This window comes from Pseudoalteromonas fenneropenaei (assembly GCF_042643375.1).
GTDB classification, from domain to species: Bacteria; Pseudomonadota; Gammaproteobacteria; order Enterobacterales; family Alteromonadaceae; genus Pseudoalteromonas; species Pseudoalteromonas fenneropenaei.
Genome location: NZ_JBHRSD010000026.1, coordinates 19,529 through 35,761 on the forward strand (window position 1 = coordinate 19,529; position 16,233 = coordinate 35,761).

General features: G+C 45.1%; 16 protein-coding genes. 11 read left to right on the forward strand and 5 right to left on the reverse strand.

Annotated elements, in window-relative coordinates; genetic code table 11:
• Window positions 1–7: 7 nt before the first annotated feature.
• The 4 genes from ACFOEE_RS14235 to ACFOEE_RS14250 all read left to right on the forward strand — a co-directional run bounded on the left by ACFOEE_RS14235 (window position 8) and on the right by ACFOEE_RS14250 (window position 2,244).
• On the forward strand, window positions 8–748 hold the full coding sequence (locus ACFOEE_RS14235) for a phosphoadenylyl-sulfate reductase (RefSeq protein ID WP_377125523.1): 741 nt from the start codon (window positions 8–10) through the stop codon (window positions 746–748).
• Window positions 749–900: 152 nt separating this feature from the next.
• Window positions 901–1,416 (forward strand): hypothetical protein, encoded by a 516-nt coding sequence (locus tag ACFOEE_RS14240; RefSeq protein ID WP_377125526.1) that lies wholly within the window; start codon window positions 901–903, stop codon window positions 1,414–1,416.
• Window positions 1,410–1,679, forward strand: a complete 270-nt coding sequence (locus tag ACFOEE_RS14245) for a hypothetical protein (protein WP_377125529.1) — start codon at window positions 1,410–1,412, stop codon at window positions 1,677–1,679. The genes ACFOEE_RS14240 and ACFOEE_RS14245 overlap by 7 nt, the downstream gene beginning before the upstream one ends.
• Window positions 1,680–1,716: 37 nt before the next feature.
• Window positions 1,717–2,244, forward strand: coding sequence for a DUF4124 domain-containing protein (locus ACFOEE_RS14250; RefSeq protein WP_377125532.1), 528 nt, complete (start codon window positions 1,717–1,719; stop codon window positions 2,242–2,244).
• A 45-nt stretch (window positions 2,245–2,289) separates the two neighbouring features.
• Here ACFOEE_RS14250 and ACFOEE_RS14255 read toward each other — a convergent pair whose 3' ends face one another.
• The 3 genes from ACFOEE_RS14255 to grxB form a co-directional block, all read right to left on the reverse strand.
• Complete coding sequence (locus ACFOEE_RS14255; protein ID WP_377125535.1) at window positions 2,290–2,517, reverse strand: hypothetical protein; 228 nt, start codon at window positions 2,515–2,517, stop codon at window positions 2,290–2,292.
• 101 nt (window positions 2,518–2,618) lie between these two features.
• Window positions 2,619–3,065: a PaaI family thioesterase gene (locus tag ACFOEE_RS14260; RefSeq protein ID WP_377125538.1), complete on the reverse strand. Its 447-nt coding sequence runs from the start codon at window positions 3,063–3,065 to the stop codon at window positions 2,619–2,621.
• Window positions 3,066–3,106: 41 nt separating this feature from the next.
• Window positions 3,107–3,742: a glutaredoxin 2 gene (gene grxB / locus ACFOEE_RS14265; protein ID WP_377125541.1), complete on the reverse strand. Its 636-nt coding sequence runs from the start codon at window positions 3,740–3,742 to the stop codon at window positions 3,107–3,109.
• A gap of 256 nt (window positions 3,743–3,998) precedes the next feature.
• On the opposite strand from grxB, the gene ACFOEE_RS14270 reads away from it, so the two are divergent.
• Entirely contained in the window at window positions 3,999–4,682 is a 684-nt protein-coding gene (locus ACFOEE_RS14270; RefSeq protein ID WP_377125544.1) for a hypothetical protein, read from the forward strand.
• 40 nt (window positions 4,683–4,722) lie between these two features.
• Here ACFOEE_RS14270 and ACFOEE_RS14275 read toward each other — a convergent pair whose 3' ends face one another.
• Window positions 4,723–5,088 (reverse strand): RNA-binding S4 domain-containing protein, encoded by a 366-nt coding sequence (locus tag ACFOEE_RS14275; protein ID WP_377125546.1) that lies wholly within the window; start codon window positions 5,086–5,088, stop codon window positions 4,723–4,725.
• A gap of 192 nt (window positions 5,089–5,280) precedes the next feature.
• On the opposite strand from ACFOEE_RS14275, the gene ACFOEE_RS14280 reads away from it, so the two are divergent.
• Window positions 5,281–5,562, forward strand: coding sequence for a hypothetical protein (locus ACFOEE_RS14280; RefSeq protein WP_377125549.1), 282 nt, complete (start codon window positions 5,281–5,283; stop codon window positions 5,560–5,562).
• Between the two features lie 145 nt (window positions 5,563–5,707).
• Here ACFOEE_RS14280 and ACFOEE_RS14285 read toward each other — a convergent pair whose 3' ends face one another.
• Window positions 5,708–6,202 (reverse strand): MarR family winged helix-turn-helix transcriptional regulator, encoded by a 495-nt coding sequence (locus tag ACFOEE_RS14285; RefSeq protein WP_377125552.1) that lies wholly within the window; start codon window positions 6,200–6,202, stop codon window positions 5,708–5,710.
• Between the two features lie 220 nt (window positions 6,203–6,422).
• Here ACFOEE_RS14285 and ACFOEE_RS14290 point away from each other — a divergent pair, with 220 nt between their 5' ends.
• From ACFOEE_RS14290 to ACFOEE_RS14310, 5 genes are all read left to right on the forward strand, one after another.
• On the forward strand, window positions 6,423–10,286 hold the full coding sequence (locus ACFOEE_RS14290) for an amino acid adenylation domain-containing protein (protein WP_377125555.1): 3,864 nt from the start codon (window positions 6,423–6,425) through the stop codon (window positions 10,284–10,286).
• A gap of 13 nt (window positions 10,287–10,299) precedes the next feature.
• Window positions 10,300–10,524 carry an indigoidine synthase IndC gene (locus ACFOEE_RS14295; RefSeq protein WP_377125558.1) on the forward strand — a complete coding sequence of 75 codons (225 nt, stop codon included), beginning with the start codon at window positions 10,300–10,302 and terminating at the stop codon, window positions 10,522–10,524.
• A gap of 10 nt (window positions 10,525–10,534) precedes the next feature.
• Window positions 10,535–11,509: a pseudouridine-5'-phosphate glycosidase gene (locus ACFOEE_RS14300; protein WP_377125561.1), complete on the forward strand. Its 975-nt coding sequence runs from the start codon at window positions 10,535–10,537 to the stop codon at window positions 11,507–11,509.
• 201 nt (window positions 11,510–11,710) lie between these two features.
• Window positions 11,711–12,823: an efflux RND transporter periplasmic adaptor subunit gene (locus ACFOEE_RS14305; RefSeq protein ID WP_377125564.1), complete on the forward strand. Its 1,113-nt coding sequence runs from the start codon at window positions 11,711–11,713 to the stop codon at window positions 12,821–12,823.
• On the forward strand, window positions 12,820–15,894 hold the full coding sequence (locus ACFOEE_RS14310; protein WP_377125567.1) for an efflux RND transporter permease subunit: 3,075 nt from the start codon (window positions 12,820–12,822) through the stop codon (window positions 15,892–15,894). The genes ACFOEE_RS14305 and ACFOEE_RS14310 overlap by 4 nt, the downstream gene beginning before the upstream one ends.
• Window positions 15,895–16,233: the final 339 nt, after the last annotated feature.

Genomic DNA, 16,233 nt, shown 5'->3' on the forward strand with positions numbered 1-16,233 from the left:
AAAAAACATGAGCGACTATAAACAGTTATTACAACTCAGTAGTGAAGAGCAGGCCGCCTTGTTGGCCGAGGCTAATCACTTGTTGTCGTCAAGAACGGCAGAAGAGCGTGTAGTTTGGGCATTGGAAAATTTGCCTGATACCGCTTTTTTAAGCTCAAGCTTTGGTATCCAAGCTGCCGTAATGTTGCATTTGGTCACGCAAGCGCGCCCAGATATTCCGGTGGTATTGACCGATACGGGCTATTTGTTTCCAGAAACCTATCAGTTTGTTGACGAGCTTACTGAGCGTTTGAAGCTCAACCTGCAGGTGTACCGCTCACCATTTAGCCCAGCTTGGCAAGAAGCGCGTTACGGTAAACTGTGGGAGCAAGGTGAAGCGGGGATTAAACAATATAATCAGCTGAACAAAGTTGAGCCGATGACACGCGCGTTGCAAGACATAGGTGCGGGTACTTGGTTTAGTGGTTTACGTCGCAGTCAGTCGTCAACGCGGGCTGATAAGCCCATTTTGGAAATCAGCCGTGGCACGGTTAAAGTCTATCCAATTATTGAATGGCACAACCGCGATGTGTACCAGTACCTGACCAAATTCGATTTACCGTACCACCCATTGTGGGAGCAAGGTTATGTTTCTATGGGTGATGTCCACACCACGCGGAAATTGGAGCCTGGCATGAGCGAAGAAGAAACACGTTTCTTTGGATTAAATCGCGAATGTGGCTTGCATATTGACGGGGATGGTATTTAATTAGAAACGCGTGACGATTTTTTCATTCTCCTAAAAAGGCGCAGCGGACGCGCCTTTTTGCTATCTGACGGTTACATTCGCTGCTAATATCCTTGATATATGAACTTAAAACCTAACTTGCACGCTAAGGTTGAGGTTGTGTTGGAGAGGCAATGAGGCTGTTGCTGAAGTGGTTACTATTCGCTGGAATGAGCCTGGCAGTTGCTCAGGTGTTTGCGCTTAGCTCTGCAAACCTGCAGCAGTCAAACACGCCGCTGTCGGTTGCTCTATTAAATTCCCCTTATCCACCTTATGTACTGAGTCCTGAGCAAGGCTCTGGTATTGTCTTGGATATCTTACGTGCTTATTCCGAAGCTACAGGGCAACCACTTAAGATCCAGTATGCGCCTGAAGTGCGCACGTTAAAGCTTATTCAAACTCAGCAAGTGGATGCGCGCATTGAGTCCGAAACTTGGTTTTTAGGCACTAGCCAACATTGTTGGAGTTTACCGTTATTGCCAGTTGAAGATGTGGTCGTTACCAGCAGTGACACGTCGTTTCAACACATTGAGCAATTGCGAGGGGCGATTTTTTTGGCCGTTTTGGTTACACTTATCCGGCATTTGAAAACGCAGTGGCGACAGGCCAGATTGAACGGCGTGATTATTATTCTGAACTTGAGTTGTTAATCGCAGTGGCCAAAGCACCCACCGCACAGGCGCACTTTGGGGTGGTCGCCAAACCAACTTTAGATTGGTATCAAAAGCGCTCTCCTCTGCTATTAGAGCGAGTAAAAGCGGGTTTTGTGGTGGGCTCGGCACCATTACAACTGCAGTTTGCCGCAAATGACGAAGCCACTAAAAAATGTCAGGCGTTTAATGAGTTTTTGACAGACTTTATTGGCAGCGAGGCTTATCGTAAAATCCTGCGTCAGTATCAGCCGCAAACCTAATTTTTGGGCCGGTTTAGACGCAGCAAGGAGTTGTGCGATGAAGTATGCGAGTTATTTTTTTATATTGTTAATGTTAGTCGCGGTGGCAAGCTTGTTTATGTTGAAGCGGCCGGATGGTAAAACCTGGTTGTCGTTCTCAGCGCTGAGCGAAAGTAGTCAGCAAATGTTCGATGAGCAACTTCACACCCTTAAGCAAAGTAGTGCGACCTTACTTGAGCAAGCAAAATCAGTAGTAGATAGCAATGACAACAGCGCACAACAGCCAAACCCGACAATCTATAGTTGGCAAGATGCACAAGGAGTGTGGCATTATTCTGATAGGCCCAACCCAGCAGGACCTAGTCAAACCTTAGAGCTAGACCCCAGTCGAATCACTGTTATCCCTGCTGAATCGCAGCTGCCAGCAGCACAAGTGAAGTCGTCCACACCTGCTAAATCAGATATCGGTCTGACTACATTAAATCCGCAAGCCATCAAACAAACACTCCAAGATGCAAAAAATGTTCAGCAACTTATGGACGAGCGGCAAAAGCAAATCGAAGAACAACTTGAAAAGCATCACTAATGGTGTGATGGTTTTGATGTTTTGTTTCGATGATTAAGCCCGCTTCTAACGGTCTACTGGCTTTTCCCGCCGCATTAACAAAATAGTTAGGTAAATTTTAGTTGGTAAAGACAAGATCAGGCCAAAGGCAATGCAACCCGCACTGATCACAAAACCTAGCGGGCCAAGGTGCGCCAATGTATTGGAAGTAATAAAATAATGGCCGAGCAAAATAAGCGCTAGGCCACAACAAATAATCGCATGTAACACATGGATGAGCTTAACCGCTGGCATGGTGCTATTCTCGCCTTGTTGAGCATGCCCTCAGTATACGCACTATGCTGAGCGTTGTGAGCAGCGCAATGCGGTTGCTTTGCGGCAGATCAAATTAACGCTCAACAACCCGCGCGCGCCACAACCGCGGCTGTCATACGCGATACGCAGCATAACTCTCCTTTGGCATTGTGGATCTTTACTTCCCATACTGAGGTGCGTTTACCTAAATGTAGCGGCCTTGCTGTGGCAGTGAGTAAACCATTGCGAGAAGCTTTAAGGTGATTGGCATTGATCTCCTGACCAACACAGTAGAAACGTTCAAAATCAACCACAAAATTGGCCGCATAACTGGCCACAGTCTCGGCGAGCGCGACATTGGCGCCACCATGTACCATGCCAATCGGGTTATGGTGCGCGGGCGTTGCGGGCATAGTTGCAACTAAATAATCATCACCGATTTCACTGATGCTGATCCCAAGGGTTTTCATCAGTGAGCCTTTACCATGCATACCTTCATCTAACTGCTGGCAAAGTTCTAAGGTAATGGGACGAAACCAAATAGACATTAAATAACTCCTGAAAATGAGTTGAGCATGGGCGTCATGTCTTACACCGCGTTGGTAAAAAAGAGCGGAATATCGCAACGAGCCTGCCAGTATTGCAAGTATTGGCGCACGTGTTCAGGGAATTCCAGGCCTTTGACGACCGTCAGGTTGCGGATAAATGGCAGTAATTGCACGTCTTGCCAGGTAAGCTCAGGCGAGCTGTTTAGCCAGCTCAGTTGGGTTAGCGCAGTTTGCATCAGGGCAATATCTTCTGCGCTATGGGACAAGAGCGTGGTAAATGAGCACAGCAATTTTTGTTCTTTTTTGCTTTGGAAATACGCAATTGCTTGTGGCGTGGCAAATTCCGGCAAGGTAATTTGTGGCCAACGCGGGAAGGTGAGCCGGAAGATGAGGCTCAAATGTTCGCTCACCCAGTGATTGGCTTGGCTTAAAAACGCTCCAGCAGCGAGTTCAGTCCCCGCTAATTGTTCTAAATGGCGTGCAATATCAAGACTTTCACCCATGGCTGTGCCATCGGCAAACTGTAAAATAGGCACCATTTTGGCCCCAATTAAACGATGAGGCGTGACTTCATCGTCGTTTTGTAGATAAACCAGCTCCACAGGTAAAGCAAGGTAATTCGCTACCAGTCTAGCTTTGACGCAATAAGGGCAGTGTTCAAAAACATATAATTTCATGACAAGTTTCAACTTTCAAAAGCGCGGAGGGTTCATTCACCGCCAAGCGACATAGGCGCTGTAGGGAAGGTGTGGACCATGAGAGCTACCGCAACTTGCTCAAAGGGTTGCTTATATAGTTATCGCGCTTTATGAGAAATTGCAACTCGGTGGCGTTGGGTAACTTATCACCACGACAACATAATCGTACCTAAACTCTTGTATTTAGTTTCTGAGAACGATAGATTACGAGTGTAATCAAATCAAGGAAATGAGTATGCTACCAATCTCTGCGACTTTTTGCCGAGTTACCTTAGTGACGAGCATGATGCTGTTAAGTGCTTGCCAACAAAAACCTATGGTACACGTTTTTGCCAATGAGCTGACCGCTGTGCAGCAGCAAGCTTTGTATCAGCAACTCACAGAGCATGATATTGATTACGAGTTAAGTGATGCGGCGATCCCTGAGCGCTATGAAGGTGCGCGATTAAATAAATTCCCTCCGCAAGCGGATGAAAAACTCTTTAACCAGTTACGAGAAGTTGTCGCAGCGCTGGGGTATTCACAGTTATATATCAGTGACTTTAATCAGGAAAACCATACTTACTCAGAACATCATTACGGTTTGTATTTACGGGGTAGTGTGCGTGAAACTCCTCTGCCAGAGCAGTTATTTGCGCTAAATTGCGCACAGAATGAACGTAAATTAAATCTTAACCATAATGGCAGTTGGCAACTGGAAAACACTAAACAGTACGGGTATTGGCGCTTTACGCGGCCTTTTTTAACTTTAAGTGCTGGCACCGGTGAATACCTCGAAGAGCAGTCATATCAATGGCATGATGGCGAAGTCGTAACATTCTTTGGTAAAAAGCCTGCAGTGACGTTAGTCGCACTTGGTCATCGTAAAAAAATGAACGACGCACTAAATTGTGACTGGCAGGTAATTTTGGTGGACTAAATGGCAGTGAAGGTGCCCGCAAAACGTGCACCTTACAGTTCTAACCAAACGAAATGGGTTTGCGTCCGGTTTTTTTATCTATGTTAGATTGGCGCTGTTTATGCTTTGGTGTTTTTGCGGCTTTACTTGGTACCGGCTGCCCTTGTGGCTCAGTGTGAGGTGTGGCGACTTTGCGCTCTGCGGGTGTGACTCCCGCGGCCAGTGAAACGACAAAGCTTTCATCGTTGACTTCAAATTGATCGCCAGCATAAATTTTTTTGCGCTTTAAGGTGCAAAGCTCACCATTTAGGTGCACGTAACCTTCGGCTATGAGCATTTTTGCTTGTCCGCCTGTATCAGCTATACCAATTAATTTCAGTAAGTTGCACAGTTCAATCGGTTCTTCTTCAAGTTCAATTTCGTACATGCATGACCCCATGGAGGCGAATTAGCGTGGCTTTGAGCCATTGTCTTTAATTTGCCATTATAACGCTTACGCTGAAATGACAGTGAAACTTTTTCACTGTTTTTGCTGTCTTTAATATAAATGCAGCAATTGGTGTGTATTTTGCAACGCGCTGATCAAGACGTTGTAACTTGCATAAACTGAGGAGTAAACGTGGGCATTCGTTCGGCTTTAAAAAAAGAATTAATGAATCTTGATGCACAAGGTTTAATGACCGCGGATGATGTACGGGCCTATCTGAAACAGCATATTGACCCTCTCACCCAAAGTGACCTTGCACAGATTAATGTGATTGGTCGTTTTAATGAGCACCACAGCCAAGTGCAGGCTGGGTTGCCGAGTACAGAAGGTGAACTCACTTATGAGCGCCATCGCCTGTTTAACGAAATTGTTTATCCCAAACAGGCGGTCGAGCGCTGGCTGATGCGTGTCTAAACTGACCACAGTGGATACGCCTAAGCGAACAAGAAAGCACGCGGCAGATGGAGATAGCTGCTGTTGCAACTGATAAAACAGTAAATTGCAAAAGTGAGCTCACCATAGTGTTTTTTGTACATCAGCTAGGAGCTAATAAAACACGCTAATGTGCGTGTGCTACCAAAAGTTTCTTAAGTAAATTAGCAAGTTGTTGCTGTTCTTCAAGTTCAAGTGGTGCCAATAAATCATTGCCTTTGGCGACGTGTTGAACAATCACTTCATCAATCAAGTTGAGCCCTTGCTCAGTTAATGATACCACCACACCACGGCGGTCATTGGGATCTGGGCTTCTCGCAACTAAGAATTTTTCCTCTAACCTATCGATACGATTGGTCATCGAACCTGAAGTCAACATCAGGGTTTGCAGTAACTGGTTTGGAGTTAACGCGTAAGGCTGTCCAGAACGACGCAGAGTTGCTAACACATCGAATTCGCCCCCATTTAAACCAAACTGTTTGAAAACACCTTGCAACGTTTTACTAAATATCGCATCCGCTCTGACTAAACGGCCCATAATTGCCATTGGCCATGGATCAATTTCGGGCTTTTCCCGCGCCCATTGTGCTAGTACTTTATCTACCAAGTCAGTTTTTTCCATAAATACATCCCCTTGTTTAACTGAAAACGTCACAGTAACGCAAATCAAGCTCTAAAACAAGACTCATTATGAAAAGTAACTTTACATAAAGATAGTTGACATTAAGAAAAAATAGCTTATCTTTTACATGACTAACATGTTCACCAAATTTATACATTTGGTTAATAAGTGTTAGTTCAAAATTTGACCCAATTTACAGATTGAAACACAAGGATTGATTATGAACTCGCACAAAACAGAACTTCGATGTCGTACCAACGCCAACAACGGTGAGTATGCAACATTGCCAACCAATCTCGTGGCCATGTTGCAACACCAGATTAATTCTCAAGGTGATAATGTCGCAGTTATTTCTAAGGAAAAGCGCCTGACTTATCGCCAATTAGGTGACAAGGCCGCCAATATTGCGGCGTTACTGCACCAGCTAGATGCACAGGCAAATGAATATATTGGCCTCTACATTGAGCCATCTGCGGATCTGATAAGCGCAGTGTGGGGCAGTTTATATGCTGGCTGTGGTTATTTGCCGCTATCGCCGGAATATCCAGCTAAACGTATTGAATATATGCTCAAAGATGGAAAAGCACGTATTGTTATTACTCAGCAGCATTTAAAAGCTCAACTCGCTGCCATGGTCGATGAATCGGTATTTGTTATCGCGATTGAGGAAGTGAGCTGTATTGTGCATTTTCAGGCAGAGGTAATGCCAAACGACTTGGCTTACATGATTTACACATCTGGCAGTACTGGCGACCCTAAAGGCGTCATGATAGAGCACCATAGTATTGCTGCGCAGATGCAATGGTTGACGCAGTTTGGTTTTACTGCTCAAGACCGAATTTTACAGAAAACACCATTTAGCTTTGATGCGGCGCAATGGGAGTTGTTGGCTAACGCCATTGGTATGACAATCGTGGCTAGTGAAGCCGGCATGTATCGCAACCCTGCGGCACTAATTGATAGCATCATTGAAAATCAAGTGTCAGTGCTACAATGCGTGCCGACATTGCTACAAGCATTGCTCGACTCGCCAGGCATTCAGCTATGTGATTCATTAACTATGCTGTTTAGTGGTGGCGAAATCCTCACCAAACAGCTTGCCGCGCAATGTTTAAATGAGTTACAGGGTCGTCGTCTAATTAATCTTTATGGCCCGACTGAATGTACTATCAATGCATCGAGCTATGAAGTTACCTTAGAGAATTTGCCCGATTCACCTGCGGCAATAGCGATTGGTAAGGCCGTTGCGGATACTGCTTTTTACATTTTGGATGAGCAGCTACAACCTGTTGCAAAAGGTGAAAGTGGCGAATTGTTCATTAGTGGCGTGCAAGTTGCGCGTGGTTATTACAACCGTGAAACGAGCACGGCGCAGAAGTTTATCGCGAATCCTTTTAGCACAGAACCGAACCATGACCGACTTTACCGAACGGGTGACTTAGTTCGAGAAGATAATGATGGTGAAGTACATTTTCTTTCTCGCACCGATAATCAAATTAAGTTACGTGGCTATCGTGTTGAGCTGGATGAGATCCGCTTGGCGATTGAAAAGCACAGCTGGGTTAAGAATGCAGCGGTAGTGGTTAAAAATGATGACCGTACGGGTTTCCAAAATCTTGTTGCCTGTGTTGAGTTTAATAGTCGTGAAGCGGCTTTTATGGATCAAGGTAGTCATGGCGAGCATCACCAGTCGAAGAAAAACAAGCTCCAAGTGAAAGCGCAGTTATCGAATGCTGGTTTGCGAACGTTGACGACGCAATTACGCAATGAAGCGATTGCGCTGCCGAATGCGACTCCAAGTAAAGGCCAACTGGAAACTGTGTTTGCACGCAAGACTTATCGCTATTTTGATGGTGGTGATGTCCAGTTGGATGAATTACTTAAACTGTTTAGCCAACAGCCAGAGCTGCACGGCAAACGCGATATTGCAACACTCAGTTTCGGCGAATTTGGCCAGATCATGCGTTATTTTGGCCAGTTTAAAAGTTCAGAGCGACTGCTACCAAAATATGGTTATGCATCGCCTGGTGCGCTGTATGCGACGCAACTCTATGTGGAATTACAGCAGTTGTTTGATTTAGATGCGGGGATTTATTACTACAATCCACAAGATCATCAGTTGCACTTGATACAAGCTTTGCCTGAAACAGGGCAGCCGGCTCTATCACTGCATTTCTTAGGTAAGCCATCAGCCATTGAGCCAGTTTACAAAAACAATATTCTCGAGGTACTTGAGATGGAAACTGGGCATATGCTTGGGTTATTTGACCAAATTCTTGGTCAGTATGGCTTGTCTGTGCGCGATGGTTATTTTAATCACCAGCTCAATGAGGTGTTAGCGGTTGAACAAGATGATTGTTATTTAGGTAGTTTTACTATTGCTGAAAGTAAAGCTGAGCCACTAGCGCAAGTTGAAGCAATCTTGCAAGTGCAAGGTATGAACGAGTTAGCGGATGGGACATACACTTTTGACGGCCAACAGTTCTTACCACTTAGCTTAGATGTCATTGAGAAAAAACATGTTATTGCGATTAATCAGCAAGTTTACGAGAGAGCTTCATTCGGCATCGCTTTACTCAATCACAGTACTGAGACTTGGCGCCACTACATAGATCTTGGTCGTAAATTGCAGCGTTTGCAGATGAACTCGTGGTATTTAGGTCTGATGTCTTCTGGTTATAGCTCAAAATCAGGACACGACCTACCGTCGGCAATTCGCATGGGGGATATCTTGGCCCAGACTGGAAAACCGATGCGACCTTTCTATTTCTGTGTTGGTGGTAAAATCTCGCATGAACAACGTGCTTCCGAAGGGATGAAAGAAGACGCCATCCATATGCGTGGCCCGTTGGAAATCTTGAAAGATGAGCTGGAAAAATCATTACCGAGCTTTATGGTGCCAAATCAAATCGTGGTGTTTGATAAATTACCGCAAACGGCCAATGGTAAAGTCGATTACATTGCGATTAGGGCGTCAGATAAGCTTGAGACAGCTGGAAGTAACGTGCCATTTGTCGCCGCCCGTACGCCATTAGAAGAGAAATTGTCAGAATTATGGCGCGCTACACTGAAGTGGGACAAAGTTTCAGTCAAAGACAACTTTTTTGAAAGTGGTGGTAACTCATTGACGGCCGTGACGCTTATCAATGCCATCAATAAAGAGCTAAACCTCACAGTACCAATGCAAGTGCTGTTTCAGGCACCGAATATCGAAGAATTGGCACATTATATCAAACATGCTGATCACGATAGCGGCAATCGCCTTATCACACTGAATCAGAGTCAGGCGAGTAGTCGAGTGTTTTGCTGGCCCGGTCTAGGTGGCTACCCAATGAGCTTAAAGCCGTTAGCAGAAAAACTTACACCACAAGCCCAATTTATAGGGGTACAAGCGCACGGTATTAATGCCAATGAAGTCCCTTATGAAACCATTGCCGAGATGGCGCGAGCGGACATTAAGCTGTTAAAAGAACAGCAGCCACAAGGACCTTATCAATTATGGGGTTATTCTTTTGGGGCGCGAGTGGCGTTTGAAGTGGCTTATCAACTTGAGCAGCAAGGCGATGACGTGGAAAACTTAGTGCTGATAGCACCGGGTTCACCGCTGCTCAAAAATGGTCAATCGCGAGCGAATGAGCCAAGCTTTGATTCTAGTTCCTTTGTCACCATCCTATTCTCGGTGTTCTTTCAGCGAATTGATGGCCCTATTTTAGAGCGTTGTTTAGCAACGGTTAGTAGCAAAGCCGACTTTATTGATTTCGTTTGTAAAAACCATCGTACTTTGAACCGCGATATGGTGAAGCAAATTGTGGAAATCGTAGAACAAACATACGAGTTCAAATATACCTTCCACGAGTTAATGGAGCGAAAAGTAAACGCACCGACCGTGATCTTCAAGGCAAAGGGAGATGATTATTCATTCTTGGAAAATGTGTCTGGTTTTTCCGAACGGGAAATTGAAACCGTCCATTTGGCTGAAGATCACTACGAAATCTTGAAAACAGATGGAGTGCAGGCGTTGTACCAAAGATATTTGCAGTTTCAAGTAAGTTTAACTTCAGACTTGCTAGCGCAAGCGAGTTAAGCGGGAGTATACGATGCCACATGTGAATCTCCATTACTTTGAATGTTTTCTTAGTGATAGTCAGAAAGAGCAATTGGTTACTGAGCTTATGCAGACAATTAGTAAGGTGTTGGGATGCTCCGATGAGGTGATCTCAATCTCATTATGCCCAGAGCAACCTGAGCAATGGCAACAAAAGATTGTTGAACCTTATTTCCTCAACGCGTCAGACAAACTGGTCAAGTTTGCAAACTATTAAAGGATTGAAAATGAATATGTTAGAGAAATACTTAGTGATAAACCCCGAAGTACAACGCGCACTAGATAACGGTCAAGCCGTTGTTGCACTTGAGTCAAATGTGATCACACACGGGTTGGATTACCCAGATAACAAACGCACTGCACTCGCGGTTGAAGCGGCGGTGCGAGAATCCGGAGCGGTGCCAGCTACGATAGGCATAATCGCTGGAAAAATTGTCGTTGGTATGACAGTGGAACAAATCGAACAATTCGCCACGACTGCAGCGATTCCTAAGGTCAGTAGCCGAGATCTGCCAATTATCTTGGCGCAAAAAGGACACGGTGCCACCACGGTTGCGTCATCTTTAATTGCTGCAGAATTGGCTGGGATTGCTTTTTTCTCCTCCGCGGGTATTGGTGGCGTTCATCGCGGCGCACAGCAAACCATGGATATCTCTTCTGATTTAATCCAGTTTACGCGCTCAAAAGTGGCCGTGGTGTGCGCAGGAGCCAAAAACATCTTAGATTTAGGCCTGACATTAGAGTTTTTAGAAACCCACAATGTGCCAGTGATAGCGTACCAGTTTGATGACTTCCCGGCTTTTTATTGCCGCACCAGTGGATTTAAAGCGCCGCAGCGTTTAGATGATGCGGAGGTTTTGGCTGAAGTGATCAATCTGCAATGGCAACTTGACCCGCAGCGCTCTGTGCTTATTTGCACACCAACCAAAGAAGAAGATGCAATCGATAGTCAGGAAGTGAGTGCGGCGATTGCCGAGGCGAATGCGGCTGCACTGGATCAAGGCGTGAGCGGTAATGCAGTGACTAAGTTTATTATGAAAGCCATTGATAGAGTGACGTTTGGACGCTCTGCGGCAGCCAATCAGGCGGTACTTATTAATACTGCCAGAACCGCAGGTTGGCTTGCGGTAGCGCATGCTCGCAGTAACCACATCGGGTGTGTGAACGAACAACGTGAACATATTTCACGAGTACAGCATTGACAAATTTTTTTGCTAAAGTATCTTTATATAAAGATACTTTACATAAATAAACATTTGCCTTTGTTTATACCCAAATAGTGAGCACGGCTCGTTGGAAACCTGACAGCAGGTATGTGAAACCAAGGATGGTTGCCACTGAGATGACTTCAAGTGGTAAGGGTATAAATCAACATTCAACGATAGTTTTAAAAGGAATTCATTATGAGATATTTACCTTGGACATTCGCAGTAGCAACCGTCGCCACGTTAGGGGTTGGGAGTTTGGTACTGAAAAGCCATATAGTTGAAGCTAGAAATGGTCAACACGGTGAGCAAGCTGCATTAGTCGATGCGTTTCCTGCTGAGCGCAGTTTGCATCAGTCCTATCTAGAAGTCAGTGGGGTGGTTACCGCACCGCAATCATTAGCGTTAGTTAATGAGTTAGCTGGAAAAATCAGTAAAATTGCCATGCATTCTGGTGAAATGGTCACCCAGGGCGACATTTTGCTGGAAATTGACCATGCAGAAGAATTGGCGCAACTAAAAGCCGCGAAAGCCAATCTGAGTCAACAAATAAATCGTGTACAACGCTTTACGCAGCTCCATGCCAGCGAAAAATTAAGTGCCCAGCAGCTTGAAGAAGCGCAAGCGCAACAGGCGCAATTTGCAGCTCAAGTTGAGCTGTTGCAAGTACAGATAGACAAGAAAATCTTACGGGCGCCTTTTACTGGCCAAGTTGGCATCCACAATTTGCAATTGGGGCAGTTCTTGCCTGCAAATACCAACATTACTCAATTGATTGGGGTGGCAAGCGAAGTTTGGATAGATTTCGCCCTACCGCAATCTTATCCCGTGCTTGGCAAAGAGACGGCAATTGAAGTCCTCAATATAGGCTCATCTCAGCAGGCGATAACAGGAGAAATAGTCAGTGTTGCTGCTGAAGTATCGAAGCAAACGCGTCAACTTAGTTATCGCGCTACAGTCGATAACGCTAATTTGGCGATTAATCAGCTGGTCAAAGTGCGCGTGCCAGTCGGCGCTGCAGAGTCAGTATTTTCGGTATCACATCTGGCAGTTATCAAAGACCCTTTAGGTGATTTTGTGTATGCACTTGAAGCGGATGAACATAATACGCTTCGGGCGGTCCGCCTGCCAGTGACACTAGGGGAGCGAATTGGCGACCAAGTGCTTGTGCTATCTGGTATCTCTGAGGGGATGTTAATCGCTGGGAGTGGGGCATTTAAGTTACGCCAAGGTTTGAAAACTTTTGTGAGTGATGCTGAACCTGTTACCGTGGCTAGTCAAGTTCAGTCCATAGGGGAGCAAGCGCTATGAAACAACAGCATTGGATGGATCGCTTTGTTACTCAACCTACCTTACCCATAGTACTATCTGTGATGATTTGCCTCGCGGGTTTATGGTCAGTAGCGAAAATTGCCGTGTTGCAATTTCCAAAAATTGAAAGTGCTTCTTTGGTCATTCAAACCCAATATGTTGGTGCGTCAGCACATGTGGTGAAAGGCTTTATTACTGAACCTATTGAGCGGGTTGCCGCGACCGTTCCCGGTGTTGATTATGTTGATGCAGTAAGTAAAGCGGGTACAAGTACGGTCACGGCATATTTAAAGCTCAATGAAGATAGTACACGAGTGTTAGCTGAGCTCACGGCGCGTTTGGGTCAAGTTAAGCATTTGCTACCTAGTGAAGCGGAAGATCCAACCGTCAATGTGACGCGCGCAGACCGCCCCCATGCATTATTTTATCTCAATATTGAACATCGTAATGTGCCGCTGACACAACTCACTGACTATTTGTCGCGTCAAGTTACGCCTATCCTCACAGGTATTGAGGGGGTGCAAAAAGTCGATATTGAAGGCAGTCGCACGCCTGCGATGCGTGTTTACTTAGACTCTGAACGCTTAGATGCCTTTAATATCAGCGCTGACGAAGTGTTTGCAGCGCTACGTGCCAACAACACTATCGCAACGCTAGGATTTACTGAAACCAATAAGCAGCGTATCGACTTAGTTGCTAACACTCAACTTAAGAATGTTGCTGAATTTGAACAGTTGGTAGTTCGTCAGTTTAATAATGAAACACTTTACCTGCGGGATATCGCCAAAGTTGAACTTGGCTCTGAGCAGCCGCAAGTATCCGCGCGCTTAGATCAGCACGACACCGTGTATATTTCAGTGTGGCCTCTGCCTGGCGCTAACGAAATCGCGGTAGGGGATGCACTTTATGCCATGACAGATGAGATCAACCAAACTTTGCCAGATGGACTGCGTATTAATTATGCCTACGATGGCACTTTGTATATGCGTGATGCACTCAATGAGATTTTCACTACTTTGATAGAAACAGTCGTGCTAGTTGGGGTGGTGGTACTGTTTATGATGGGGTCATTTCGCAGCGCTGCGGTGCCATTGATCACTATCCCTATATCTATCTTAGGCGCAATAGCTGCCATGTATATGGTGGGCTTCTCCCTAAATCTATTGACGGTATTAGCGATAGTATTATCTGTGGGGTTGGTCGTTGATGATGCCATTGTAGTGGTGGAAAACGTGGCTAGACACATTCGTAACGGAGAAAACCGCATTAACGCCGCACTGATCAGTGCTCAACAATTGTTTAAACCTATCGTGGCGATGACATTGACCTTAGCTATGGTGTACTTACCAATCGGGTTTTTGTCAGGATTAACAGGCGTATTATTTAAAGAGTTTGCATTTACCTTAGCGCTCACAGTGATTTTATCTGGTGTTGTTGCACTGACATTATCTCCGATTATGAGTGCTTATGTAGTACCGGAAGGGGGCAAAGAAAATTCGCTCACGCGTCGTGTTAATGATGCCTTTGATACGCTTAAAAATCATTATCAACGTTGGTTGTTAAAGTCGCTCAACTATCGTCAACAAGTTATTTTTGTTGCCCTTGCCTTAAGTGTATTGGTTATTCCGTTTTATCAGGGGTCGCAAAAAGAACTGGCACCGGTTGAAGATCAAAGTAGTATTTTCGTGTTGGTACAATCGCCACCAGAATCGTCGTTAGCCTATAACGAGCAACATATTCGTCCAATGGTGGATAGACTATTGGCAATTCCTGGCACCACGCAAATGTGGCAAAACATTTTCACTAACTCAGCGTTTGGTGGTGTGGAATTTGTGAGTGCGAGTGAGCGCGATTATACCACCAAATCGATTTTGCCTGAGGTGTACGGACGTTTATCACAATCACCGGGGATCAATCCATTGCCGATTTTACCTGCGCCATTGCCTACCGCTGGTCAATTTGACGTAGAAATGGTGGTACGTTCATCTGCACCGTATGAGGAAATGAAAGCATATGCAGATCAACTTATAGGTAAGGCATTTGCGTCGGGCCATTTCTTATATGCAGATACCGACCTGAAAATTGACTTACCGCAAATTGAAATTCAACTTGAGCGCGATAAGATAGCCGACTTGGATATGGACTTGGCTTATGTCAGTAAGCAATTGAGCGTGTTGCTATCGAACAACTATGTCAATCGCTTTGACGCAGATGGTAAAGCTTATCAAGTTATTCCAGTTGTGAATCAAAACATTAAATCGGATCCCTCGCGTTTGCTAAGTTTACCTATTAAAGGCCCGGACGGCAGCAGCAGCATCATGTTGTCTTCCATTGCGACGATTAAATGGCAAACTGTACCACGTCAATTGAGTAGCTTTGGGCAGCAAAATGCATTTCGGATTTTTGGTGGGGTATTACCCAACAGCACTAAAGAAGCTGCATTAACAGCACTTGAAAACGCTGCGAAAGAACTACTACCGCCTAGTTATTCAGTGGATTACGCAGGTGAATCACGTCAGTTAAGAACCCAAGGCAATAGCTTGTTGACGGTGATGGCGGTGTCTTTAATGATTGTCTACATGTTATTGAGCTTGCAGTTTAACAGCTTCCGCGACCCTTTGGTGGTATTGGTGGGCAGCGTGCCACTTGCGATGAGCGGAGCGCTAATGCTGTCGTATCTTGAATTTACAACCATGAACATCTATTCGCAGATTGGGCTAATTACCTTAATCGGCTTGATAGCAAAAAATGGTATTTTAATTGTGGAATTCGCCAATCATTTGCAGCAAGAAAATATGACACGTTTAGAAGCTGTGGTTGAATCTGCTGCGACGCGCTTACGCCCGATATTAATGACAACTGCGGCGACTGTGCTAGGTCACTTTCCGTTAATGCTAGTCAGTGGGGCAGGAGCCGAAGCGCGTAATAGCATTGGTATTATCTTAGTTGCAGGTATGGCGATTGGTACATTGTTTACGCTGTTTGTGTTACCTGCCTTTTACGTGTGGCTTGCCAGCAAACGCGAAAGCGAGAGTACACAGCCTCACAGCCAGAATGTCGCGCTAGCATAAACAAGTATTAACCTTATTGTGATGGCCAACCTAGTGTTGGCCATTTTTTATTGTCAGCCCTAAACTCCCTTCTTCAGATGCTGGTTATCATCATTTAGGCATTATCTGAAATCTATATTAAATCATGTGTATAGGTAAGTTATTGAGGGAGAACCTATCATCTGCTGTTGTTTTGCCCTAGTAGGTGTAACTTTGTTTGCGCTCATTCTAGAAGTGACGGTTAAGTGTAAGATTAACCTTAACCTTAACCAAAGCCCTTTTGCGGGGTTCGTGCAAAGCGACCTTCTTAACGCTTTTTACTTTTGCTTGTTAATTGCAGGATGGACGTTGTGGGCGACA